21 protein-coding genes are annotated in these 23,282 nt (G+C 67.6%); 15 read left to right on the forward strand and 6 right to left on the reverse strand.

Annotated elements, in window-relative coordinates:
- Positions 1–44: 44 nt before the first annotated feature.
- Positions 45–959, reverse strand: a complete 915-nt coding sequence (kdgD, locus tag H0X91_RS15080) for a 5-dehydro-4-deoxyglucarate dehydratase (protein ID WP_196433118.1) — start codon at positions 957–959, stop codon at positions 45–47.
- Positions 960–1,188: 229 nt separating this feature from the next.
- Here kdgD and garD point away from each other — a divergent pair, with 229 nt between their 5' ends.
- The 4 genes from garD to H0X91_RS15100 all read left to right on the forward strand — a co-directional run bounded on the left by garD (position 1,189) and on the right by H0X91_RS15100 (position 4,456).
- Positions 1,189–2,742 (forward strand): galactarate dehydratase, encoded by a 1,554-nt coding sequence (garD, locus tag H0X91_RS15085; RefSeq protein WP_059720636.1) that lies wholly within the window; start codon positions 1,189–1,191, stop codon positions 2,740–2,742.
- A gap of 183 nt (positions 2,743–2,925) precedes the next feature.
- Entirely contained in the window at positions 2,926–3,318 is a 393-nt protein-coding gene (locus H0X91_RS15090) for a nuclear transport factor 2 family protein (protein ID WP_006491341.1), read from the forward strand.
- 79 nt (positions 3,319–3,397) lie between these two features.
- Positions 3,398–3,853 (forward strand): RbsD/FucU family protein, encoded by a 456-nt coding sequence (locus H0X91_RS15095; RefSeq protein WP_006491332.1) that lies wholly within the window; start codon positions 3,398–3,400, stop codon positions 3,851–3,853.
- Between the two features lie 165 nt (positions 3,854–4,018).
- Complete coding sequence (locus H0X91_RS15100) at positions 4,019–4,456, forward strand: DoxX family protein (RefSeq protein ID WP_006491342.1); 438 nt, start codon at positions 4,019–4,021, stop codon at positions 4,454–4,456.
- Between the two features lie 113 nt (positions 4,457–4,569).
- Here H0X91_RS15100 and H0X91_RS15105 read toward each other — a convergent pair whose 3' ends face one another.
- Together H0X91_RS15105 and H0X91_RS15110 are read right to left on the reverse strand one after the other, a co-directional pair.
- Complete coding sequence (locus tag H0X91_RS15105) at positions 4,570–5,880, reverse strand: MFS transporter (protein ID WP_006494264.1); 1,311 nt, start codon at positions 5,878–5,880, stop codon at positions 4,570–4,572.
- A 312-nt stretch (positions 5,881–6,192) separates the two neighbouring features.
- Entirely contained in the window at positions 6,193–7,371 is a 1,179-nt protein-coding gene (locus H0X91_RS15110; RefSeq protein ID WP_006489492.1) for a branched-chain amino acid ABC transporter substrate-binding protein, read from the reverse strand.
- A gap of 585 nt (positions 7,372–7,956) precedes the next feature.
- On the opposite strand from H0X91_RS15110, the gene H0X91_RS15115 reads away from it, so the two are divergent.
- Positions 7,957–8,751, forward strand: coding sequence for an AraC family transcriptional regulator (locus tag H0X91_RS15115; protein WP_006489480.1), 795 nt, complete (start codon positions 7,957–7,959; stop codon positions 8,749–8,751).
- 84 nt (positions 8,752–8,835) lie between these two features.
- Here the strand turns inward: H0X91_RS15115 and H0X91_RS15120 are convergent, their stop codons facing one another.
- Positions 8,836–9,099 carry a hypothetical protein gene (locus H0X91_RS15120; protein WP_006489463.1) on the reverse strand — a complete coding sequence of 88 codons (264 nt, stop codon included), beginning with the start codon at positions 9,097–9,099 and terminating at the stop codon, positions 8,836–8,838.
- Positions 9,100–9,385: 286 nt separating this feature from the next.
- Positions 9,386–11,278, reverse strand: coding sequence for a bifunctional sugar phosphate isomerase/epimerase/4-hydroxyphenylpyruvate dioxygenase family protein (locus H0X91_RS15125; protein ID WP_060210992.1), 1,893 nt, complete (start codon positions 11,276–11,278; stop codon positions 9,386–9,388).
- Between the two features lie 257 nt (positions 11,279–11,535).
- On the opposite strand from H0X91_RS15125, the gene aroQ reads away from it, so the two are divergent.
- From aroQ to H0X91_RS15140, 3 genes are read left to right on the forward strand one after another with little or no spacing between them, the layout of a single operon-like run.
- Positions 11,536–11,991 (forward strand): type II 3-dehydroquinate dehydratase, encoded by a 456-nt coding sequence (gene aroQ, locus H0X91_RS15130; RefSeq protein ID WP_006489476.1) that lies wholly within the window; start codon positions 11,536–11,538, stop codon positions 11,989–11,991.
- Positions 11,988–12,842 (forward strand): shikimate dehydrogenase, encoded by an 855-nt coding sequence (locus H0X91_RS15135; RefSeq protein WP_006489465.1) that lies wholly within the window; start codon positions 11,988–11,990, stop codon positions 12,840–12,842. The genes aroQ and H0X91_RS15135 overlap by 4 nt, the downstream gene beginning before the upstream one ends.
- A gap of 38 nt (positions 12,843–12,880) precedes the next feature.
- Positions 12,881–14,224 carry an MFS transporter gene (locus tag H0X91_RS15140; RefSeq protein ID WP_006489486.1) on the forward strand — a complete coding sequence of 448 codons (1,344 nt, stop codon included), beginning with the start codon at positions 12,881–12,883 and terminating at the stop codon, positions 14,222–14,224.
- A 97-nt stretch (positions 14,225–14,321) separates the two neighbouring features.
- Here the strand turns inward: H0X91_RS15140 and H0X91_RS15145 are convergent, their stop codons facing one another.
- Positions 14,322–15,431 carry a 2-aminoethylphosphonate--pyruvate transaminase gene (locus tag H0X91_RS15145; RefSeq protein WP_124633716.1) on the reverse strand — a complete coding sequence of 370 codons (1,110 nt, stop codon included), beginning with the start codon at positions 15,429–15,431 and terminating at the stop codon, positions 14,322–14,324.
- A 262-nt stretch (positions 15,432–15,693) separates the two neighbouring features.
- Here H0X91_RS15145 and phnS point away from each other — a divergent pair, with 262 nt between their 5' ends.
- From phnS to H0X91_RS15180, 7 genes are read left to right on the forward strand one after another with little or no spacing between them, the layout of a single operon-like run.
- A complete protein-coding gene (gene phnS, locus H0X91_RS15150; RefSeq protein ID WP_006489475.1) occupies positions 15,694–16,785 on the forward strand; it encodes a 2-aminoethylphosphonate ABC transporter substrate-binding protein in 1,092 nt (363 codons plus the stop codon).
- Between the two features lie 34 nt (positions 16,786–16,819).
- Positions 16,820–17,923: a 2-aminoethylphosphonate ABC transport system ATP-binding subunit PhnT gene (gene phnT, locus H0X91_RS15155; RefSeq protein ID WP_006494272.1), complete on the forward strand. Its 1,104-nt coding sequence runs from the start codon at positions 16,820–16,822 to the stop codon at positions 17,921–17,923.
- Positions 17,901–18,821: a 2-aminoethylphosphonate ABC transporter permease subunit gene (gene phnU / locus H0X91_RS15160; protein WP_048985295.1), complete on the forward strand. Its 921-nt coding sequence runs from the start codon at positions 17,901–17,903 to the stop codon at positions 18,819–18,821. Before phnT ends, phnU begins: the two co-directional genes overlap by 23 nt.
- A complete protein-coding gene (gene phnV, locus H0X91_RS15165; RefSeq protein WP_060264028.1) occupies positions 18,811–19,671 on the forward strand; it encodes a 2-aminoethylphosphonate ABC transport system, membrane component PhnV in 861 nt (286 codons plus the stop codon). The genes phnU and phnV overlap by 11 nt, the downstream gene beginning before the upstream one ends.
- Positions 19,668–20,978: a phosphonoacetate hydrolase gene (gene phnA / locus H0X91_RS15170; RefSeq protein WP_048985294.1), complete on the forward strand. Its 1,311-nt coding sequence runs from the start codon at positions 19,668–19,670 to the stop codon at positions 20,976–20,978. Before phnV ends, phnA begins: the two co-directional genes overlap by 4 nt.
- On the forward strand, positions 20,975–22,429 hold the full coding sequence (phnY, locus tag H0X91_RS15175) for a phosphonoacetaldehyde dehydrogenase (protein WP_124633715.1): 1,455 nt from the start codon (positions 20,975–20,977) through the stop codon (positions 22,427–22,429). Before phnA ends, phnY begins: the two co-directional genes overlap by 4 nt.
- Positions 22,430–22,433: 4 nt before the next feature.
- Positions 22,434–22,988, forward strand: coding sequence for a phosphonate degradation HD-domain oxygenase (locus H0X91_RS15180; RefSeq protein WP_062910300.1), 555 nt, complete (start codon positions 22,434–22,436; stop codon positions 22,986–22,988).
- Positions 22,989–23,282 lie beyond the last annotated feature (294 nt).

The following is a 23,282-nucleotide window of genomic DNA, read 5'->3' on the forward strand; positions in this document are numbered from 1 at the left end:
GAGACGGAGGCGGAGCGGGACGCCCGCGCCACCGGCGAACCCGCTTACTGCGGGCCCATCTTCTTGATCAGCACGTCGAGCTCGGCCGCTTCTTCGTCGGTCAGGTCGACGAGCGGTGCGCGCACCGGGCCCGCATCGTGGCCGACGAGCTTCGCGCCCGCCTTCACGATGCTGACCGCGTAGCCCGCGCGGCGATTGCGGATCTTCAGGTACGGCAGGAAGAACTCGTCGATCAGGCGGCCGACCGTCGCGTGGTCGTCCTTCGCGATCGCTTCGTAGAACGCCATCGCCGTCTTCGGGATGAAGTTGAACACGGCCGACGAATACACCGGCACGCCGAGCGCCTTGTACGCGGCGGCATAGACTTCGGCCGTCGGCAGGCCGCCGAGGTACGCAAAGCGATCGCCGAGGCGGCGGCGGATCGTGACCATGTTCTCGATTTCACCGACGCCGTCCTTGAAGCCGATCAGGTTCGGGCAACGGTCGGCGAGGCGCTCGAGCATGTCCGCATTCAGCTTCGAATTCGCGCGGTTGTACACCACGACGCCGATCTTCAGCGCGCGGCACACCTGCTCGACGTGGTCGGCGATCCCTTCCTGGCTCGCTTCGGTCAGGTAGTGCGGCATCAGCAGCACGCCGCTCGCGCCGAGGCGCTCGGCCTCCTGCGCATATTCGATCGCGACGCGCGTCGCGCCGCCCGCGCCGGCGAGGATCGGCACCTTGCCCTTGCAGGTTTCCGTCGCGACGCGGATCACGTCCGAATACTCGCGCTGCGTGAGCGAGAAGAATTCGCCGGTGCCGCCGGCCGCGAACAGCGCGCTCGCGCCGTACGGCGCCAGCCATTCCAGGCGCTCGGCATAGGTGCTCGGACGGAAGCTGCCGTCGGCGTCGAAATCCGTCAGCGGAAACGACAGCAGGCCGTGGGAGATGATCTGTTTGAGTTCTTGCGGTGAAGTCATGGTTGGGGTCGTCCGTCTAGCGCGAGTGCTGGTTCGTCGGGAACGGCATACGAGCCGAATTGGCGATGTCGTTGTATGTCATCGTACAACGCAAGAAAGAGCGACGCAAGCGGTTTGCTGGCGGGTCAAGGGTAGGGTCTTTCCGGATAAGGGTTTACGCAGCATCGTCGAGTGAGGTTGAATGTCGTATGATGACTAACGATATCGCAGAATGCTTCCAGGAATTCCGATGACTGCTTCCCCGCTCTACATCCGCGTGCATCCGGACGACAACGTCGCGATCGTCGTCAACGACGGCGGTTTGCCCGAAGGCGCGACGTTCGCCGACGGGCTGACGCTGTGCGAAGGCGTGCCGCAAGGACACAAGGTCGCGCTTGTCGACCTCGCGGCCGGCGACCCGGTCGTGCGCTACAACGTGGTGATCGGCTATGCGCTGACCGACCTGCGCCGCGGCAGCTGGGTCAACGAGCGCACGATGCGCATGCCCGAGCCGCCGGGCCTCGACGACCTGCCGCTCGCGACGCGTGCCGCGCCGCCGCTCGAGCCGCTCGAAGGCTATACGTTCGAGGGTTTCCGCAACGCCGACGGTTCGGTCGGCACGCGCAACATCCTCGCGATCACGACGACCGTGCAATGCGTGTCGGGCGTCGTCGAACATGCGGTGAAGCGGATCAAGGACGAACTGCTGCCGCGCTACCCGAACGTCGACGACGTGGTCGGGCTCGAACATACGTATGGCTGCGGCGTCGCGATCGATGCGCCGGACGCCGACATCCCGATCCGCACGCTGCGCAACATCAGCCTGAATCCGAATTTCGGCGGCGAAGTGATGACCGTGAGCCTCGGCTGCGAGAAGCTGCAGCCCGAGCGTCTGCTGCCGCCGGGCGCGATCCCGGTGACCGCCGACGGCGCGACCGGCAACGGCGGCGTCGTGTGCCTGCAGGATGCCGCGCACGTCGGCTTCAATTCGATGATCGACTCGATCATGAAGATGGCCGAATCGCATCTCGAGCGGCTCAACCGCCGCCGTCGCGAGACGTGTCCCGCGTCGGATCTCGTCGTCGGCGTGCAGTGCGGCGGCAGCGACGCGTTCTCGGGGCTCACCGCGAACCCGGCGGTCGGCTTCGCGGCCGACCTGCTGGTGCGTGCGGGTGCAACGATCATGTTCTCGGAAGTGACCGAAGTGCGCGACGGCGTCGCGCAGCTCACGTCGCGCGCGGCGAACGAGGACGTCGCCCGCGAGATCATTCGCGAGATGGACTGGTACGACCGCTACCTGCAGCGCGGCCGCGTCGACCGCAGCGCAAACACGACGCCGGGCAACAAGAAGGGCGGGCTGTCGAACATCGTCGAGAAAGCGATGGGGTCGATCGTGAAGTCGGGCAGCGCGCCGATCGCCGGCGTCGTGCGTCCCGGCGATCGGGCGCGGCAGAAGGGGCTGCTGTACGCGGCGACGCCCGCGAGCGATTTCATCTGCGGCACGCTGCAGCTCGCGGCGGGGATGAACCTGCACATTTTCACGACCGGCCGCGGCACGCCGTACGGCCTCGCGCAGGTGCCGGTGATCAAGGTCGCGACGCGCAGCGATCTCGCGCGCCGCTGGCACGACCTGATGGATCTCGACGCCGGGCAGATCGCGACCGGCGCGGCGACGATCGAGGACACGGGCTGGGAATTGTTCCGGCTGATGCTCGACGTCGCCAGCGGCAAGCGCCGCACGTGGGCCGAGCAATGGAAGCTCGCGAATGCGCTGACGCTGTTCAATCCGGCGCCGGTGACCTGATACGTGCGGGTGGTAGCGGCAAGACGATGCGGGCGCCTTCGGGCGCCCGTTTTCTTTTGGGGCGGCGCACGCGCGATTTCCTTACCTCGCACGTAATCGACCGTCCGCGCGCGCCCGGCGACGATAGCGGCACGCGGACCCGAAACGTCCGCGACATCGTCCACCGACACAAGGAGCCTCGCCATGAACACCGCTCAATCCGCTTCGTCCGTCCACGCCGACCTGGTCGACCGCTACTTCGACGCGTGGAACGAACCCGACGTCGCGCGCCGCCGCGCGCTGATCGACGCGACCTACGCGAGCGACGCGGCCTATCGCGATCCGCTGATGGCCGGCGACGGCCACGCGGGCATCGATACGATGATCGCCGCCGTGCAGCAACGTTTCCCCGCGTACCGCTTCCGCCGCACGACTGACGTCGACGCGTTCGGCCAGCATCTGCGGTTCTCGTGGGCGCTCGTGTCGCCCGACGGCGCGGCGATCGTGAAGGGCTCGGACTTCGGCACCGTCGACGCATCGGGCCGCCTCGCATCGGTCACGGGTTTCATCGACGAAATGCCGGCCGCGGCGTCGTGACGCGAACGGCACATGCGCAGCGGCCGCCGGGATCGGGTAACGTTATGCGATTCGTTCCTGATCCCGGAGACTAGCCGACATGCTGAAGAATCTCGACCCGCTGCTGCACGCCGACATCCTGCACACGCTGCGCGCGATGGGCCACGGTGACGAAATCGCGATCTGCGATGCGAATTTCCCGGCGGAATCCGTCGCGGAGCACACGGTGGTCGGCCGCGCGCTGCGGATCGACGGCGCCGATTCGGCGCGCGTCGTGCGCGCGGTGCTGTCCGTGCTGCCGCTCGATACGTTCGTCGACACGCCCGCATGGCGGATGGAAGTCGTCGGCGACGCGGCCGCGGTGCCGCCCGTGCAGCGCGAAGTGCAGGCCGAGATCGACCGCGCGGAAGGGCGCGCGGTGCCGCTCGCCGGCATCGACCGTTTCGCGTTCTACGAGCGCGCGCAGCAGGCGTATGCGGTGATCGTCACCGGCGAAACGCGCGGCTACGGCTGCTTCATCTTCAAGAAGGGCGTGCTGTTGAGCGACGCGGGCTAAACGCGTTTTTTCCACGCGTCGGGCCGCGGGCGTCGCCGCCGCAGTGTAAAGATTTGCTACAACCTTTTTCTTGGACACCGCGGAAAGACCCTCTATGCTGGCCCATTTGCCGCGCGCCCCCTGCCGGGCCGCGCGGCCGGCCGAATTGCATACGAGGAGAGAGGCATGACGCGTACCGTCGATTCCGGCGTCATTTTTTTCGCACGCCTGGCGCTGGCGGCGTTGTTCTTGTGGGGCGGCATCATGAAGCTGCTCGGCTACAGCGACTTCGTCGCGTATCTGCACGGGATGAACGTGCCCTATCAGCAGGTCGTCGCGCCGATCGTCGTCGCGATCGAGGGGCTCGGCGGCCTGCTGCTGATCGTCGGTTACAAGGTACGGCCGCTCGCGTTGCTGATGGCGGTCTACACGATCGCGACCGCGATGGTCGGGCACAATTTCTGGGACGCGACGAACGCGGCCGTCCAGCACGACATGGTGATTCACTTCTGGAAGAACGTCGCGATCGCCGGCGGGTTCCTGCTGCTGTTCGTCACGGGCGCAGGCGGCGCGAGCATCGACGCGCTGCGCCGGCCGAGTTCGTCGTACGGCGTGCTGCGCTGAACCGGGCAGATTCACGCAGCCGCCGCCAGGCCGACGCAAGACAAAAGGGCCGAATCCCGCACGCCGCGGGATTCGGCCCTTCGTTCATCCGGCCCGCGCGTGCGCGCCGACGTTCAGCGTGCGTCCTTCACATCCTTCGCATCCTTCGAGAACTGCACGGCGATCGCGCCCAGCACGCAGATTGCCGCGACGTACACGACCGGCGCGAGCGGATTCGACTTCATCATCAGCGACACGATCACCGGCGTGAGGCCGCCGAAGATCGCATACGCGACGTTGTACGAGAACGAGATGCCCGAGAAGCGCACGACGGCCGGGAAGCTCTTGACCATCACGAACGGCACCGCGCCGATCGTGCCGACCATGAAGCCCGCGATCCCGTAGTAGAGCGGCAGCGTCGACGCATCGGCCGCGACCTGCGCGAACAGCAGGTAGTAGCACGCGGCCAGCCCGAGCCCGCCGATGCCGAGCACGCGCTTCGCGCCGATCCAGCCCGCGAGCGAACCCGCGGTGATGCAGCCGGCCGTCAGGCACAGCGTCGCGACGCTGTTCGCGAACAGCGTCGTCGCCGGCGTCAGGTGGAACTGCTTTTGCAGCAGCGCGGGCGTCATCAGGATCACGACGACGATCGCGGCCGACAGCATCCACGTGAGCAGCATCGACACGATCACCGCGCGGCCGTGGTCGCGCAGCACCGCCTTCAGCGGAATCTCGGCCGCGAGCGCCTTCTTCGCCTTCATCTCGGCGAACACCGGCGTTTCATGCAGCCAGCGGCGCAGGTACACGGAGAACAGCCCGAACACGCCGCCGAGCAGGAACGGGATGCGCCATGCGAACGCGCCGACTTCGGCCGTCGAGTAGCGGCTGTTGATGCCGGCCGCGACGAGCGAGCCGAGCAGGATGCCGGCCGTGAGACCCGCGGTCAGCGTGCCGCATGCGTAGCCGATATGGCGCGACGGCACGTGCTCGGACACGAACACCCACGCGCCCGGCACTTCGCCGCCGACCGCCGCGCCCTGCAGCACGCGGAACAGCAGCAGCAACACCGGCGCGAGGATGCCGATCGTGTCGTAGGTCGGCAGCAGGCCCATCAGCAGCGTCGGCACCGACATCATCAGCACGCTCAGCGTGAACATCCGCTTGCGGCCGAACAGGTCGCCGAAGTGCGCCATGATCACGCCGCCGAGCGGGCGCGCGAGGTAGCCGGCCGCGAAGATGCCGAACGTCTGCAACTGGCGCAGCCAGTCGGGAATGTCGTGCGGGAAGAACAGCTGCCCTATCGCCGGCGCGAAGAACACGAAGATGATGAAGTCGTAGAACTCGAGGGCGCCGCCGAGTGCGGCAAGGCCAAGGGTCTTGTAGTCGCTGCGCGTGAGCGCGCGTTCGGCGGCGCGAGGCACGCCGCTCAATTCGGAAGCTTGCATGGTCAGGACGATCGGTATTCGAATGTTGTTGTCGGTGCTGCGTCTCCAGGGCCCGCTTTTCGGCATGGACTGACAAGGCGCGGCTTGCGTCGTCGAAGCGTGCGGCGTGCCGGGTGGGGCGCGCAACACGCGTCGCCGCACCGGGATGGGGCACGGCGGAGACGAAGCGTCAAAGCGGGTGGGGGGATTCTACAGGAGCGCGAAATGCCTGCGCGCGGGCGCGCGCCGAGGACGGCTTCGGACCAGGCGGCCGAAGCGCGCGGCGCGGGCGGCCGGTGAGCCGCTGGCGCGCCGCGCGGGAAGGGGTGCGTATCAGTTGCCGGCGATCGTATCGACCGGCTTGAACGCGCCGCGCTCGACCTTGTAGATCGTCACTGGCGCATCCTTCAGGTCGCCCTTCGCGTCGTACGCGATGCTCGGGGCCGACACACCCTTGATCGACACCTTGCCGAGATACGGCGTGTACACCTTCGGGTCGGTCGAGTTCGCGTCCTTCATCGCGGTGAGCAGCGCGATCGTGCCGTCGTACGAATACGGCGAGTAGGTGATCACGTCTTCGTTGAAGCGCGCCTTGTAGCGGGCCGCGTAGCCAGAGAAGCCCGGCATCTTTTCCTTCGGCAGGCCGCCCATGTAGACGATCGCGCCTTCGGCCGCGTCGCCGCCGACCTTCAGGAACGTCGGCGAGCGCGACATTTCGCCCGTCACGAAGGCCGACTTCATCCCGAGCTGGCGCATCTTGCGGATCATCGGTGACGATTGCGCATCGCCGCCGCCGTAGAAGATCGCGTCCGGATTCATGCCCTTCAGGTTGGTCAGGATCGCGGAGAAATCGAGCGCCTTGTCGTTCGTGAAGTCGCGCTTGACGATCGTGCCGCCGGCCGCTTCCACGGCCTTCGCGAATTCGTCCGCGATGCCCTGGCCGTAGGCCGTGCGGTCGTCGATGATCGCGATGCGCTTGAAGCGCAGCGTCTTCACCGCGTACGTGCCGACGATGCGGCCCGCCTGCGCGTCGCTCGTCAGCAGCCGGTAGGTCGTCTTGTAGCCGCGCGCCGTGTATTGCGGCGACGTCGCCATCGAGATCTGCGGCAGCCCCGCGCGATCGTACAGGTCGGACGCCGGAATGCTGGTGCCCGAGTTGAAGTGTCCGATGATCCCGCGGACGTTGTCGTCGATCAGCCGCTGCGCGACGGTGGTGCCGGTGCGCGGGTCGGCCTGGTCGTCCTGCGAGTCGAGCTGGAACGTGACGGGCTTGCCGCCGATCGTCGGATGCGTCGCGTTGAAATCGGCGATCGCGAGCTGCACGCCCTTCTGCATGTCCGTGCCGTAATTCGACTGCGGGCCGGTCAGCGGTGCGGCGAAACCGATCTTGACGACGTCGGCGGCGATGGCGTGCGCGCCCGACAGTGCGCAGGCGGCGGCCAGCGCGACGTGCGATACCTTCAGCTTCACTTTCACTTCCCCTTGATGGCGTGGTTGGGCCGCCGCCGGCATGCGGGCCGGCGCCGGTAAACCGGGCGAGACGTATCGATCCGCAGGCCGGTGCGCAGCGGCGATGCGTGCTCGCCGCGTGCTGCGTGTGCTATGCCGGAATCGGCGTGCGCGACGGCGGATGCGACGGGTCGTGCGTGCCGATTGCGGCAGCGGCGGGATGTCGTCTCGTGACCGTGAAGCGAAGTCTAGATAGCGAAAATGCGTGCGTCTTGCGCGTTCGATGCGTGGCCGGCGACGATATCGGCATATCGTCGATTACCCTGATATATGCTGAAATCGTCATGGCGGATGCGCAAACCCGCCAAGACGCGGGTCGCCGGCATTTTTAGGATGGCGGATTCGGGGATGTGCTGGCAGTGTGTCGACGTGCTGCGCCGGCCGCGGCGAAAGCGGAACCTTCGCCGGCGCCGCATGCGTTTCGCAGTAGTTGTGTGCGCAACCTGTGCGGCTGACCGATGCGGCCGATCGCGACGCACGATGCAACCGGCCGCCGCCTTGCCCGCCCCGCCCCGCGCCCGGCGCGACGCGAACGAAGGGGCGCTCCTATAATCGACGCCATCTGCCACTCGCTTCGCGGTTGCCGGGATGACGACCTTGCTTGCCGTACCGCCCATGAGCCTGTCCGACACGTTGCGCTACCAGCCCGACAACGCCGATCTCGGCGCGATGCTCGTGCATTTCCGCCTGCTCGAACCGGTGTTCGATGCGCTGCCGGACGTCGCGTTCTTCGTGAAGGATGCGAGCGGCCGCTACGCGATCGTCAATCGCACGCTGGCGATGCGCTGCGGCTACAAGGACAAGCGCGACCTGCTCGGCAAGACGGCCGACGAGGTGTTTCCGCGTCGCTTCGGCCGCAGCTATTTCGAGCAGGACATGGCGACGATCAACGCCGGCCAGCAATTGATGGACCAGCTCGAGCTGCACCTGTATCCGGGCCGCCAGCCGGGCTGGTGCCTGACCTGCAAGGAGCCGCTGCGCGACGCCGCGGGCCGGGTGGTCGGCCTCGCGGGCATCTCGCGCGACCTGAAGGCGCACGAGGGATCGCACCCGGCCTACAGCCGGCTCGCCGACGTGGTCCAGCACATCCAGGATCATTACGTGCAGCCGCTGAACCTGAAGCAACTCGCGCAGATGGCCGGGATGTCGGTCGCGCAGCTCGAACGCTACTTCCACAAGGTGTTCCACCTGACGCCGCGCCAGGTGCTGCTGAAGACGCGGCTCGACGCGGCCACCGCGCTGCTCGTCACGCACGACAAGGTGACCGACGTCGCCGCGCTGTGCGGCTACACGGATCACAGCGCGTTCACGCGTCAGTTCAAGGCGACGGTCGGCGTGACGCCGACGGAATACCGGTTGATGCTGCAGGAGCGGGCGGGGTGACGCAACTCGCCGGCGTGGCCGGCGCGTCGCGGGGATCGGGGTAAGGCGGGGAAGCGGGAAGGGTGAAGCGGTGAAAGCGGCGGCTCAGCGGTAGCCGAGCCCTTTCAGGACGGCCGTGCCGTCTTCGGTCAGCCGGAAGCTCGGGGCCGTATCGGGGTCGAGCTTGACCATTTCGACGAGGCCGGCTTCCTGCAGCGCGGGCAATTCGGGTTTGGCGTTCGCGCCGATCGGTGCATGCAGCAGCACGAGCAGCGTCGCGATTTCGTGATGACTGAGCAGGCGGCGCAGCATCGTCTTCTTTGCAGGGGGCGCGGCCGGGCGGCCCGCGGGTGCTTCTACGGCGCTCATCGCTTTCCTCCTTTTCGAGATGACCATCGGGTACTGGTTGCGGATGGTGCCGTCGAAGACTTAAGCGATTCTTAAAACCGTGGCGGACGGCGCAATGCTGCGCTGCGGTACGGGTTACGGGATGTAACGCCAGACGCCGCGTAGCTCCCCGCTGATCGAGGCCGGCCGTGCGGGCGGGCCTTCGGCGGTGCGATTCACCACGATGGTGCGGGTGAAAGGTGGGCCGCCCGAATGGTCGCCGAATCGCTTGCGTGGTCCGGCCCCAACTCCGCTTCGCGTCCTTTCCTTATTTCCTGCGCTGCGCCTGCGCGGCGAGCCGCACGGCCGCATTCGCCGCGCCATAGCCGTCGTATCCGCCGCGCCGCTCGACGATCTCCAGCGAGAAGCGGTTGTCGACCAGCTCCGTGTACGCATGCAGGAATTCGCCGCCGTGCTCGTCGCGGTCGTACAGCAGGTGATGCGCGCTCAGCGTGTCGATCAGTTCGTCCGGCAGCGCGTAGCGCGCGGCGAGATCGTCGTAGTAGTTGGCCGGAATCCGCAGGAACGGCACGCCGTCGGCCGCGAACGCGGCGACCGTCTTCACGATGTCGTCGGTGCGGAACGCGACGTGGTTCAGCCCGGTGCCGTGGTAGCGGTCGAGCGATTCGGCGACGGCCGTATGGCGGTCGACCGACGCGTTCAGCGCGATCCGCACCGAGCCGTCGGCGCTGCGCACCGCGCGGCTGCGCATCAGCCCGTACGGGTCGGGCACGAGCCAGCTGCGCTCGGCCTCGAAGCCGAACGCCGTCTTGAAGAACAGGATCCAGGTGTCGAGCGCGTCGGCCGGCAGCGCGAGGCACACGTGATCGATGCCCGTCAGCGGGCCGACTTCGCTCGGGCCGTCGATGTCGGTCAGCACGAAGTCCGATTCATACAGCGTCGGCGCATCCGGCGCCTCGTCGACGAAATATTCGAGGCTGCCGTCCGGCGCCTTCACGCTCGGCAGCACACGCTCGTTCGGCCCGACCCGGCCGGAGAACGGCGCGTAGCCGAAGCCGGCCGCGCGTTCGAACGCCACTTTGGCATCGTCGACGCGGAATGCCGACGCGCACAGCGACAGCCCGTGCTGCTGGAAGAACGCATCGGCGAACGAGTCGCGCTCGGCGTTCAGCACGATCGACGCGGCGCCGTGCTGGAACAGCGTCACGTCCTTCGAGCGATGCCGGCCGGCGAGCCGGAAGCGCATCCGGCCCAGCCATTCGCCGACGGTCGCCGCCGCCGGTGCGTCGACCGCGAATTCGATGAACTGGAACCCGACGTGCGCGGGCGGGGCCGGCGGCGCGAACAGCGGCTGGCTGGCGGCCGGCGTGCGACCGTCCTGCGCGAGCCGCGCGCGCGTCAGGTCTTCCAGATAGAGCAGCGAGCGATGGCCGTCGGCGGCCGTGAGCGCGGTCGGCGCCGCGCGGAAGCCGTCGTTGAAGATCTCGAGCGACAGCGGCCCCGTATAGCCCGACTCGATCACGCGCGCGGTGAAGCGCGCCAGGTCGAAGTCGCCCTGGCCCGGGAACGAGCGGTAGTGGCGGCTCCATTCGAGCACGTCCATCACGAGCTTCGGCGCGTCGGCGATCTGCACGAACGCGATCCGGTCGCCGGGGATGTCGGCGATCGCGTCCGGCGAATCGTCGAGCGACAGCGTGTGGAAACTGTCGAGCGCCAGGCCGAGGTGCGGGCTGTTCACCGCGTTCACGAGCTTCCACGCGTGGCCGTACCGCTTCACGACGCGGCCCCACGCGAGCGCTTCGTACGCGGCCACCACGCCGGCCTGCCGCGCGGCTTCGGCGAGCACGCCGAGCTGGTCGACGAGCAGCCCGTCGTCCGCGATCGTGTCGGCCGCCACACTGCTGCAGACGAGGATGCGGTCGGTGCCGAGCGCATGCATCACGTCGAACTTGCGCTTGATCCGGTCGAGATTGCGCGCAAGCTGGGCCGCGCTCACGCCCTCGAAGTCGCGAAACGGCTGGAACAGCACGATGTCGAGGCCGAGGTCGGCGGCCATGCGCCGGACGTCGGCCGGCGATCCGTCGAAGTAGACGAGATCGTTTTCGAAGATTTCGACGCCGTCGAAGCCCGCGGCCTGGACGGCGGCGAGCTTCTCGGCGAGCGTGCCGGACAGTGACACGGTGGCGATCGAGCGCTGCATGGGCGTTTCCTGCGGATGAACAGGGCATGGCGCCGGTCGAACCGGCCCTGAATGAACCAGTCGTTGAGTTCCGTACGCGCGCCATATCCCGAATTTACTGGGTTAGTGATGCGTATTATACAAACTAACTAGGTGGTACAAATTAGCGAAAACCCGAAAAGACAGCCCGCGTGCACGGGCGCACACTAGCGCCAAATTCCGATGTCTTCGGGGCGGCGCCGATCCTGGTCTGCCCCTGTTTCAGGAGCAGAAACACGATGAGCAAGCACAAGGTGCTGGTGCTGAACGGCCCGAACCTCAATCTGCTGGGCACCCGCGAGCCCCATATCTACGGCGCGGAAACGCTCGCCGATCTCGAGCAGCGCTGCCGCACGGCGGCGGAAGGGCTCGGGCTGGAAATCGAGTTTCGCCAGTCGAACGCCGAGCACCAGCTGATCGACTGGCTGCATGCCGCGCGTCACGACACGCACGGCATCGTGATCAACCCGGCCGCCTATACGCACACGTCGGTCGCGCTGGCCGACGCGCTTTCCGCGATCGCGAAGCCGGTGATCGAGGTGCATATCTCGAACGTCCATCGCCGCGAAGCGTTTCGCCACCATTCGTATATCTCGGCGATCGCCGAAGCCGTGATCTGCGGCTGCGGCACCGAAGGCTATGTGTTCGCGTTGCAGCGCCTGGCGACGCTGTTCGCGCAGGGGGCCGCCCGATGAGCCGCCCGTCGTTTCTGATCGGCCTGATCGGCCAGGGCATCGGCGGTTCGCTGTCGCCCGCGATGCACGAGGAAGAGGGCTTCCGCCAGGGCTTCGGCTACGTGTACCGGCGCATCGATCTCGATGCGCTCGGCGTGACCGTCGACGCACTGCCGCAACTGCTCGAGGCCGCGCAGCGGATGGGCTACAACGGACTGAACATCACGCATCCGTGCAAGCAGCGCGTGATCGAGCACCTCGACGCGCTGTCGGACGACGCGCGTGCGCTCGGCGCGGTGAACACCGTGCTGTTCAAGGACGGCAAGCGGATCGGCCACAACACCGACTGGTCGGGCTTTGCGAAATCGTTCCGCCGCGGGCTGCCGGACGCGAAGCTCGACCGCGTCGTCCAGCTCGGCGCGGGCGGCGCGGGCGCGGCCGTCGCGCACGCCGCGCTGCAGATGGGCGCGGCTGAACTGACGATTTTCGACGTCGACGGCACGCGCGCCACCGCGCTGGCGGGCGAATTGCAGCAGCGCTTCCCTGCCGCCCGGGTCACGCCGGGCAGCGATCTCGCGGCCGCGATGCGCGCAACGACCGGCCTGATCCACTGCACGCCGACCGGCATGGCCAAGCATCCGGGCCTGCCGCTGCCGGCCGAACTGCTCCACGCAGGCATGTGGGTGGCCGACATCGTGTATTTCCCGCTCGAAACCGAACTGATCCACGCCGCGCGCGCGGCCGGCTGCGCGACGCTGCCGGGCGGCGGGATGGCCGTGTACCAGGCCGTCGACGCGTTCGAGCTCTTCACCGGGCGCACGCCCGACGCCGAGCGGATGTTCGATCACTTTCAGTCGCTCGTCGCGCGCTGACCCCCTTGCAGACACAGAAAGAGAGACAGGAGACGACCATGCAACACACCACCCACACGAGCGCCGCGCCGGCGCAGGCGGCCGGCACGGTCCGGCGCACGTCGGCGCGCTACAAGATCCTCGCGCTGCTCGCGATCGGCACGATGATCAACTATCTCGACCGCACCGTGCTGGGCGTGGCGGCGCCGCAGCTCACCAAGGAGCTCGGCATCAACGCGGCCGTGATGGGCGTCATGTTCTCCGCGTTTTCGTGGACGTACGTGGCGATGCAGGTGCCCGGCGGCCTGTTCCTCGACCGCTTCGGCAGCAAGATCACCTACTACTGGTCGATGACGCTGTGGTCGCTGTGCACGTTCCTGCAAGGCTTCGTGCCGGGCGTCGCGACGTTGCTCGCGTGCCGGCTCGGTCTCGGCGTGACGGAAGCGCCGTGCTTCCCGACCAACAGCCGCGTCGTCGCGACGTGGTTCCCGCAGAACGAACGCGCGATGGCGACCGGCACCTACACCGTCGGCGAGTACATCGGCCTCGCGTTCTTCAGCCCGGTGCTGTTCGCGTTGATGGGCGCGTTCGGCTGGCGCTCGCTGTTCTGGGTGGTCGGTGCGGTCGGCATCGTGTTCGGCCTGGTCTGGTGGAAGTTCTACCACGAGCCGCGCAACCACCCGGGCGCGAATTCGGCGGAACTGGCCTATATCGAAGCGGGCGGCGGTCTCGTGCACGGTGCGCGCAAGGACGGCGACAAGAGCGGCAAGCCGGCGCAGGCCAAGTTCAGCTGGTCGATGGTCGGCCAACTGGTGAAGAAGCGCCAGCTCGCGGGCATCTGCCTCGGCCAGTTCGCCGGCAACTCGACGCTCGTATTCTTCCTGACCTGGTTCCCGACCTATCTGGCAACCGAGCGCCACATGGGCTGGCTGAAGATCGGCTTCTTCGCGGTGATGCCGTTCATCGCCGCGTCGGTCGGCGTGATGTTCGGCGGGATCTTCTCCGACTGGCTGCTGCGCCGCGGCAAGTCCGCGAACCTCGCGCGCAAGCTGCCGATCATCGCGGGCCTGCTGCTCGCGTCGACGATCATTCTCGCGAACTACGTGCAGAGCAACGAGGCGGTGATCGCGATCATGTCGGTCGCGTTCTTCGCGCAGGGGATGGCCGCGCTCGGCTGGACGCTCGTGTCGGACATCGCGCCGGACGGCCTGCTCGGCGTGACGGGCGGCATCTTCAACTTCGCGGCGAACCTGGCGGGCATCGTCACGCCGCTCGTGGTCGGCTTCATCGTCGCGTCGACCGGCTCGTTCGTCGGCGCGCTCGTGTTCATCGGCGTGATCGCGCTGGTCGGTGCGCTGTCGTACATCTTCGTCGTCGGCGACATCAAGCGGATCGAGCTGTAAGCACCGGCTCCACGCACACTCGGTGCGTTCGCCCGGCGGCCGGTTGGCCGCCGGGTTTTTTGTTTGCGCGTGCCGACCGGTCGGCACATACCTCGCTTCATGCGGGCTGCATCGCGATGCCGAGCGATTCGATTGCCTGCGCGATCGCGGCGACCGCCCGCCGGATATCGCCTGCATCGATCGCGCCGATGCAGCCGACGCGGAACGTCTCGAGCCGCGTCAGTTTGCCCGGATACAGGATGAAGCCCGCGTCGCGCACCGCGTCGTAGAAACGGCGGAAATCGTAGGCTGGATGGTCGGGCGCGTGAAACGTGACGATCACCGGCGCCTGCACGCTCGCGTCGAGGAACGGCACGAAACCGAGCGCGCGCATCGATTCGACCAGCGTCCGGCAGTTGTCCGCATAGCGCGCGCCGCGCGCCGGCTGGCCGCCCTCGGCGAAGTACTGGTCGAGCGCGGCGCGCAGTGCGGCAATCACGTGCGTCGGCGGCGTGAAGCGCCATTGCCCCGTCCTGCGCAGGTACGCGTACTGGTCGTGGAGATCGAGCGCGAGCGAGGGCGAGTTGCCTTCGCTCGCGTCGAGCGCGTCGCGCCGCACGATCGCGAATCCCATTCCCGGCACGCCTTCGAGACATTTGCCGCTGGCCGAGATCAGCGCGTCGATGCCGCTGTCCGCCAGCGCGATCGGCAGCGCGCCGAACGAACTCATCGCATCGACGATCAGCCGCTTGCCGTGCCGCCGGCACGCGGCCGCGATCGCGTCGAGCGGATTCAGGATCCCGGCGCTCGTTTCCAGGTGCACGAGCGCGACGTGCGTGATGCGCGGCTCGCGCGCGAACGCAGCCTCAATGGCCGCCGCGTCGACGGCCGCGTCTTCGCCGAACGGCAGCGCGATCGCGTCGATACCGAGCCGGCCGAGAATTTTCAGGATGCGCGCGCAATACGCGCCGTTCTCGGGCACCAGCACGACGCCGTCGCGCGGCACCAGCGTGCCGAGCGCGGCTTCGACCGAGAACGTGCCGCTACCCTGCATCGGCACGCATACGTACTCGTCTCCGCCATGCGCGATGGCGACGAGATCCGCGCAGACGCTGGCCGTCAGCTGGTTGAAAGCGGCATCCCACGACCCCCAGTCATGTTGCATTGCGTGGCGTGTTGTGGCGGACGTGGTGAGCGGGCCGGGCGTGAGCAGGATCGGGTCGGACATGGCTTTTGTCTCCAGCAAAGGGCGAACGAAACACCGGATGGCATTTCCGAATGGACTTGCATGATAGTGGCAAAATGTGTCATTTTTTGGAAATTGTGGCATTCGTCACGGCTTTGTCATCGAACGCTGTGATCCTTCGGTTGCCGCGCGACACCCAGCCTGAGCGCGGTAGCGAGGCGGGCCGCCAGGCGGCTCGCCCGAAGACAACAGGAGAGCCGGATCGTGCCCCGGCCGTTTGGTGTTCCGCCTACGGAGAAGTGAGATGACACTGCAGAAACCCTCGCGCGCCGCCGCCGGCGCGTTCCGCAAACTCGCGCTGGCCGCCTGCGCCGCCGGTCTGCTGCAAGGCGCCGCGATGCCGGCGCATGCGGCAAACGCGGTCGTGCTGTACACGGCGGACGGCCTCGAGAACCTCTATCGCGACGTGCTGCCGGCTTTCGAGAAGAAGGAAGGCGTGAAGGTCAACATCGTGACGGCAGGCAGCGGCGAGGTGGTGAACCGCGCGAACATCGAGAAGAATTCCCCGAAGGCCGACGTGATCGTCACGCTGCCGCCGTTCATCCAGCAAGCCGGCCAGATGGGCCTGCTGCAGCCGTACCAGAGCGTGAACTACAAGAACGTGCCGGCCATCGCGAAGGCCGAGGACGGCACCTGGGCGACGTTCGTGAACAACTACTTCTCGTTCGCGATCAACCCGGACGTCGTGAAGAACCAGCCGAAGACGTTCGCCGACCTGCTCGCGCCGGCCTACGCCGGCAAGGTCGCGTACTCGAACCCGGCCACGGCCGGCGACGGGATGGCCGTGCTGATCCTGACGACGTCGCTGATGGGCGAGGACAAGGCGTTCGACTATCTCGCGAAGCTGTCGCAGAGCGTGAAGTTCCACACGAAGGGCACGGGCTACCTGAACGTGCTGCTGTCGCGCAACGAGATCAGCGTCGCGAACGGCGACCTGCAGATGGACCTCGACGACGCCGAACACGGCGCGCTGTCCATCAAGCCGATCTTCCTGGCCGCGAAGGACGGCGACCAGCCGACCACGTTCCAGCTCCCGTACGGCATCGGCCTGATCAAGAGCGGCCCGAACCAGGACGCCGGCCGGAAGCTGATCGACTACCTGATGTCGACGGAAGTGCAGTCGAAGGTGCCGGACATGTACGGCATCCCGGGCCGCACCGACGTGCCGCTGGCCGGCAAGAACGGCGAAGCGGTCAAGAAGGCGATCGCGGGTGTGAAGCTGATTCCGGTCGACTGGACCCAGGTGATGGCGAAGAAGCCGGTGTGGATCGAGCGCTGGAAGAAGGACGTGATCGGCAGCTCGGGCAAGCAGCTCGACGTCGTCAAGCCGAAGTGATCGGCGCACGCCGCCTGTATTCGCGAGCAAGAGGATGAACCCGGTGGAAACCACCCTGACCCATCCCGGCGCATTCGGCGCCGCCGAACCGCACGCGACGCTGCGGTCCGGCGCGCCGGGCGGCGTGCAGATCGAGCATCTGAGCGTGCGCTACGGCGCGCGCACGGTGCTGGAGGATCTGTCGCTGTCGATCGGCGCCGGTGAATTTCTGACCGTGCTCGGCAAGAGCGGTTGCGGCAAGACCACGCTGCTGCGCTTCATCGCCGGGTTCGTGAAGGCCGACGGCCTGACCGGCACGCTGACCGTTGCCGGACGCGACCTGACCTATGCGCCGCCGCACAAGCGCAACCTCGGTCTGCTGTTCCAGAATTACGCGTTGTTCCCGCACCTGTCGGTGTTCGAGAACGTCGCATTCGGGCTGCGCGCGCGTGGCATGGCGTCGTCGGAAGTGACGCGCCGCGTCGCCGATGCGCTGAAGCTCGTGCAGCTCGGCGACGCGGGTCACCATCTGCCCGCGCAACTGTCGGGCGGGATGCAGCAGCGCGTCGCGCTGGCCCGCGCGCTGGTGATCGAGCCCGACGTGCTGCTGCTCGACGAGCCGCTGTCGGCGCTCGACGCCAACCTGCGCGCGTCGGTGCGCAGCGAACTGAAGGCGCTGCACGAGCGCCTGCCGAACTTGACCGTCGTCTGCGTGACGCACGACCGCGACGATGCGCTCGTGCTGTCCGACCGCGCGCTGCTGATGCGCGATGGTCACATCGCGCAGCTCGGCACGCCGCAGCAGTTGTACGACGCGCCGCGCGACGGCTACGTCGCGCGCTATCTCGGCCCGGCGAACCTGCTGCCGCCGCATGTGATCTTCCCGCTCGGCGATCCGCGCCACGAGGTGCGCGGCAAGGTCGCGTGCGTGCGTCCCGAGCGGCTGACCGTGATGCCGCCCGCAGCGGGCGGCCTGCACGGCACGGTGTCTTCGGTCGAATGGCAGGGCGCGGACCTGTCGATCGCCGTCGTGATCGACGCGGCGCCCGACGAGCCCGTGCGCGTCACGATGCAACGCGGCCGCGGCGCGGCTCCCGAGCGCGGTGCGCGCGTGTCCCTGCATTGCGAGGCAGACGATGTCGTCCTTATCGAGCCCTGAAGCCGGCTTGCCGCCGCACGTGCTCGCGTCGGCCGCCGCACACGCCGCGGCCGCGCGGCGCCGCAGGCGCATGGGCGATTTGCACCTCGCCGCGCTGGCGATCGTCGTGCTCGGCCCGCTCGTCGTCTATCCGCTGGTGCGGCTCGTGCTGCTGAGCGTGTCGGGCGATCACGGGCTGAGTTTCGCCGCGTACCGCACCTTCTTCGGCAATCCCGACACGCGCAACGTGCTGCTGACGACGCTCGGCGTGCTGTTCGCGAGCGCCGGCACTGCATCGGTGTTCGGCGTGCTGCTGGCCGCGCTGCTGTTCTTCAAGCCGTTCCCGGGTGCATCGCTCGTCACGCGCTTCCTGGAGCTGTACGTCGCGTTTCCGTCGTTCCTCGTCGCGTTCACGCTGATCTTCCTGTACGGCTCGCAGGGCTCGATCAGCATCGCGCTGCAGCACCTGTTCCATCTCGAGCATCCGCCGCTCGATTTCCTGTTCGGCATCGGCGGCGTGATTCTCGCGCAGACCGTGTTCTACACGCCGTTCGTCGTGCGGCCGACGCTCGCGTCGTTCGCGACGCTGGACCTGCGGCTGATCGAAGCCGCGCGCAGCCTCGGCGCGCCCGGCTGGATGCTCGCGCGCCGCGTCGTGCTGCCGATCGCGTGGCCGGGCATCGCCGCCGGCACCGTGCTGTGCTTCCTGCTGACGCTGAACGAGTTCGGCATCCTGCTCGTGCTCGGCAGCGCGCGGCTCGTCACGTTGCCGGTCGCGATCTACAGCAGCGCGACCGTCGATCTCGACCTGCCGACCGCGTCGGCCGGCGCGGTCGTGATGTTGACGCTGTCGCTGGCGTTGTATGCGGTTTATCGCCGGGTGAACCGGCGTGCGACGGGAGGGAACGATGTCCGCTGAATTCCGTATCGGGCAGGCCGTGCCGCGGCACCAGATCGGCTGGACCGACGCGTTGCTCAAGCATGCGTCGCGCGCCGCGCTCGCATTGGCCGCGTTCGCGTGCTTCTGGCTGTTCGTGCTGCCGGTGATCGTCGTCGCGCTGTCGAGCGTGTCGACGCAGTGGTCGGGCACGATCTTGCCGGCCGGCTACAGCCTGCGCTGGTTCGAGCGGCTCGGCTCGCCGGAATACGACGCGCTGGCGACGAGCCTCGAAATCGGCTTCGGCGTATCGGCGCTCGGCACGATCCTCGGGCTGTGGCTGGCGCTCGCGCTCGAAGGGCGCGACCGGCGCGGCCTCGGGGCGGTCGTCGACGCGCTCGTGATGGTGCCGAACGGCGTACCGAGCGTCGTGCTCGGGCTCGCGGTGCTGATCGCGTATCACCGGAAGCCGCTCGACCTGTCCAGCTCGGCGGCGATCGTCGTGCTGGTGCAGCTCGCGCTGATTCTGCCGTTCTGCTATCGCTGCGCGGCCGCCGCGCTGCGCCCGGAATTGACCGTGCTGCGCGAAGCTGCCGCGAGCCTCGGTGCGCCGCCCGCGATGGTGTTGCGCCGCGTGCTGCTGCCGCAGCTCGTGCCGGCGCTGCGCGCGAGCCTCGCGCTCGGCTTCGCGCTGTCGCTCGGCGAGCTCGGCGCGACGCTGACGGTATATCCGCCCGGCTTCGCGACCGTGCCGATCGTCGTGATCGGGCAGGTGGAGCGCGGCTACTACCTGCCGGCGTCGGCGCTGTCGCTGCTGATGCTCGGCGCGTCGCTCGCGGCGTTGCTGCTGATCGCCGCGCGCGTGCCGCGCGGCAAGCGGGCGGCATCATGAACGCCGCGTTCGCGTTGCGGCTCCCCGGCGAGCAACCGGCCGCCGGCAAGGGTGCGCCGGATCTCGCGGGACGCTCGATCGACGTCAACGGCCGGCGCTACCGGCTGCCGGTCGAGCCGACCGTCGTCATCTGTGTCGACGGCTGCGAGTACGACTATCTCGAACGGGCGGTGGCAGCGGGCGTCGCGCCGTTCATCGGCCGGATGATCGAGCAAGGCACCGCGTGGCGCGCCGATTGCGTCGTGCCGACCTTCACCAACCCGAACAACCTGTCGATCGTCTGCGGCGTGCCGCCGTCGGTTCACGGCATCTGCGGCAACTACTTCTGGGATCCGGCCGCCGACGGCGGGCGCGGCGCCGAAGTCATGATGAACGACCCGGCCTACCTGCGGGCCGGCACGCTGCTCGCCGCGGCGTCCGACGCCGGTGCGCGGGTGGCCGTCGTGACCGCGAAGGACAAGCTGCGCCGGCTGCTCGGCTGGCAGCTGAACGGCATCTGCTTTTCGGCCGAGAAGGCCGCGCAGGCCAATCTCGCGGAAAACGGGATCGTCGACGTGCTCGACTGGGTCGGCCTGCCGTCGCCGGATGTGTACAGCGCGGCATTGTCCGAATTCGTGTTCGCGGCCGGCGTACGCCTCGCGCAGACGCGGCAGGTCGACCTGATGTACCTGTCGACCACCGACTACGTGCAGCACAAATGCGAGCCGGGCAGTGCCGGCGCGAACGCGTTCTACGCGATGATGGACGGCTACCTCGCGCAGCTCGACGCGCTCGGCTGGGCGATCGGGCTCACGGCCGATCACGGGATGAACGCGAAGCACGATCCGGCGACGGGCCGGCCGAACGTGATCTATCTGCAGGACGCCTTCGACGGCTGGTACGGCACGCAGGCGGCGCGCGTGATCCTGCCGATTACCGATCCGTACGTCGTGCATCACGGCGCGCTCGGTTCGTTCGCGACGATCTACCTGGCGCCGGGTGTCGACCGGCCCGAAGCGATGTGGCGCATCGGTGGCCTCGATGGCGTCGAGCTCGTGCTCGACAACGCGGAAGCCGCCGCTCGTTTCGAACTGCCGGCCGACCGGATCGGCGATCTCGTCGTGATCGGCCGCCGCGACATGACGCTCGGTACGCGTGAACGCGACCACGATCTGTCGGGCCTCACGGTGCCGCTGCGTTCGCATGGTGGCGTGTCGGAGCAGGAGGTGCCGCTGCTGTTCAATCGCCGTATCGAGCGGGACGATCCCGCACGTCGCCCGCGCAACTTCGACGTGTTCGATTTCGTGTTGAACCGGATCGCGACATGATGGCTCATCCGCGGCAAGATCATCCGTCGTTTCGTGCCGAAGCGTTGCGTTGGTGCGGCACGCGCGCGATGCGCGAGCGCACGCTCGACGTCACGGACCCGTACACGGGCACGCGCGTCGGCACCGCGCCGCTCGCCAGCGTCGACGACGTGCGCGCGGCGTTCGATTACGCGATGGCCTACCGGCCGACGCTGACGCGCTACGAACGCTCGCAGATCCTCGAACGTGCGGCCGCGCTGCTGCGCGAGCGCACCGAGGAGGCGTCCGACCTGATCACGCTCGAGTCGGGGTTGTCGAAACAGGATTCGCGCTACGAGATCGGTCGGGTGGCCGACGTGCTGAAGTTCGCGGCGGTCGAGGCGCTGCGTGACGACGCGCAGAGTTTCTCTTGCGACCTGACGCCCCACGGCAAGGCGCGGCGCGTGTTCTCGCAGCGCCAGCCGCTCGACGGCGTGATCGTCGCGATTACGCCGTTCAATCATCCGATGAACCAGGTCGCGCACAAGATCGCGCCGGCGATCGCGACCAACAACCGCGTGATCGTGAAGCCGTCGGAGAAGGTACCGCTGTCGGCGTTCTATCTGGCCGACCTGCTGTATGAAGCCGGGCTGCCGGAACCGATGCTGCAGGTGCTGACCGGCGACCCGGCCGAGATCGCGGACGAGCTCGTCACGCATCCGCATGCGTCGCTGATCACGTTCACGGGCGGCGTCGCGATCGGCAAGGCGATTGCGGCGCGGGCCGGCTACCGGCGCATCGTGCTGGAGCTGGGCGGCAACGACCCGCTGATCGTCCTCGCCGATGCCGATCTCGACCGCGCGGCGTCGCTCGCGGTGTTGGGCTCGTACCGGAATTCGGGCCAGCGCTGCACGGCCGTCAAGCGGATGCTGGTGCAGCGCTCCATCGTGCCGGCGTTCACCGAATTGCTCGTCGAGAAGACGCGCGCCTGGAAATACGGCGATCCATTCGATCCCTCGAACGAAATGGGCACGGTGATCGACGAAGCCGCGGCGCGGCTGTTCGAGGCGCGCGTGAACGAGGCGGTCGCGCAGGGCTCGCGCCTGCTGACCGGCAATGTACGGCGCGGCGCGTTGTACGCGCCGACCGTGCTCGACAACGTCGATCCGTCGATGACGCTGGTGCGCGAGGAGACCTTCGGGCCCGTGTCGCCCGTCATCGCATTCGATACGATCGACGACGCGATCCGGCTCAGCAACGGCACGGCGTTCGGGCTGTCGTCGGGTGTCTGTACGGACAGCACGGCCGCCGTCGTACGGTTCGTGAACGAGTTGAACGTCGGCACGGTGAACGTATGGGAAGTGCCCGGATACCGGATCGAACTGTCGCCGTTCGGCGGGATCAAGGATTCGGGGCTCGGTTACAAGGAAGGCGTCCAGGAGGCGATGAAGAGTTTCACGAACCTGAAGACGTTTTCGCTGCCTTGGGAGTAAACGAATGGCGCTGACGGTGGAAGAGATCCACGGCCTGTATCGCGAGCATGGCCATCTGGCCTATAGCGGCGAACCCGTCACGCAGCTCGAGCATGCATTGCAGAGCGGGTTGCTGGCGGAAGCGTCCGGGGCGGACGAAGCGCTGGTCGCGGCGGCGTTCCTGCACGACCTCGGCCATTTGCTGAATCGCCAGGGCGACACGCCGAGCGCGCGCGGGATCGACGATCTGCATCAGTATTACGTGCTGCCGTTCCTGCGGCCGCTGTTTTCCGACGCGGTGCTGGAGCCGATCCGGTTGCACGTCGACGCGAAGCGCTGTCTGTGCCGCACGGACGCCGGCTATTTCGAGAGCCTGTCGCCGGACTCGGTGCGCAGCCTGGCGTTGCAGGGCGGTATCTTCAGTGACGAGGAAGCGGCGGCGTTCCTGCAGCGCCCGTTCGCGGAGGACGCGCTGCACCTGCGCCGCTGGGACGATACGGCGAAGGAGCCAGGCAAGGCGACGCCGGATCTGGATCACTATATGGCGATCGTCGCACGCCAGGCGCGCGTGGCTTCCTGACGGTTCGGTTGCTTCTATATAAGGCGCCGCACGCGGCAGCGTGCGGCGCCTTATATTTTTTGCGAAACCCCTTGCGCGATCGCCGTGAGCTGCATAGAATCACGCCTCTTTCGCGCTAACGGAAACGCGGCGCGGGAGGAAGGGAAGCAGTGCCGTTGGAGTTCGGAAGGTAGCGAGCCTCGGCGGTACGGAAGTTGAGCCCCGCAGTCGCAACGAAGTCGTTCAGAAAGTTGTTGACGAGCTGCGAAACACGGTTCATAATCTCGCTTCTCTGCTGCTGAAAACGCAGCGCTG

Origin of the sequence: Burkholderia sp. 9777_1386 (genome assembly GCF_015712265.1) — a bacterium.
GTDB lineage: Bacteria > Pseudomonadota > Gammaproteobacteria > Burkholderiales > Burkholderiaceae > Burkholderia > Burkholderia cenocepacia.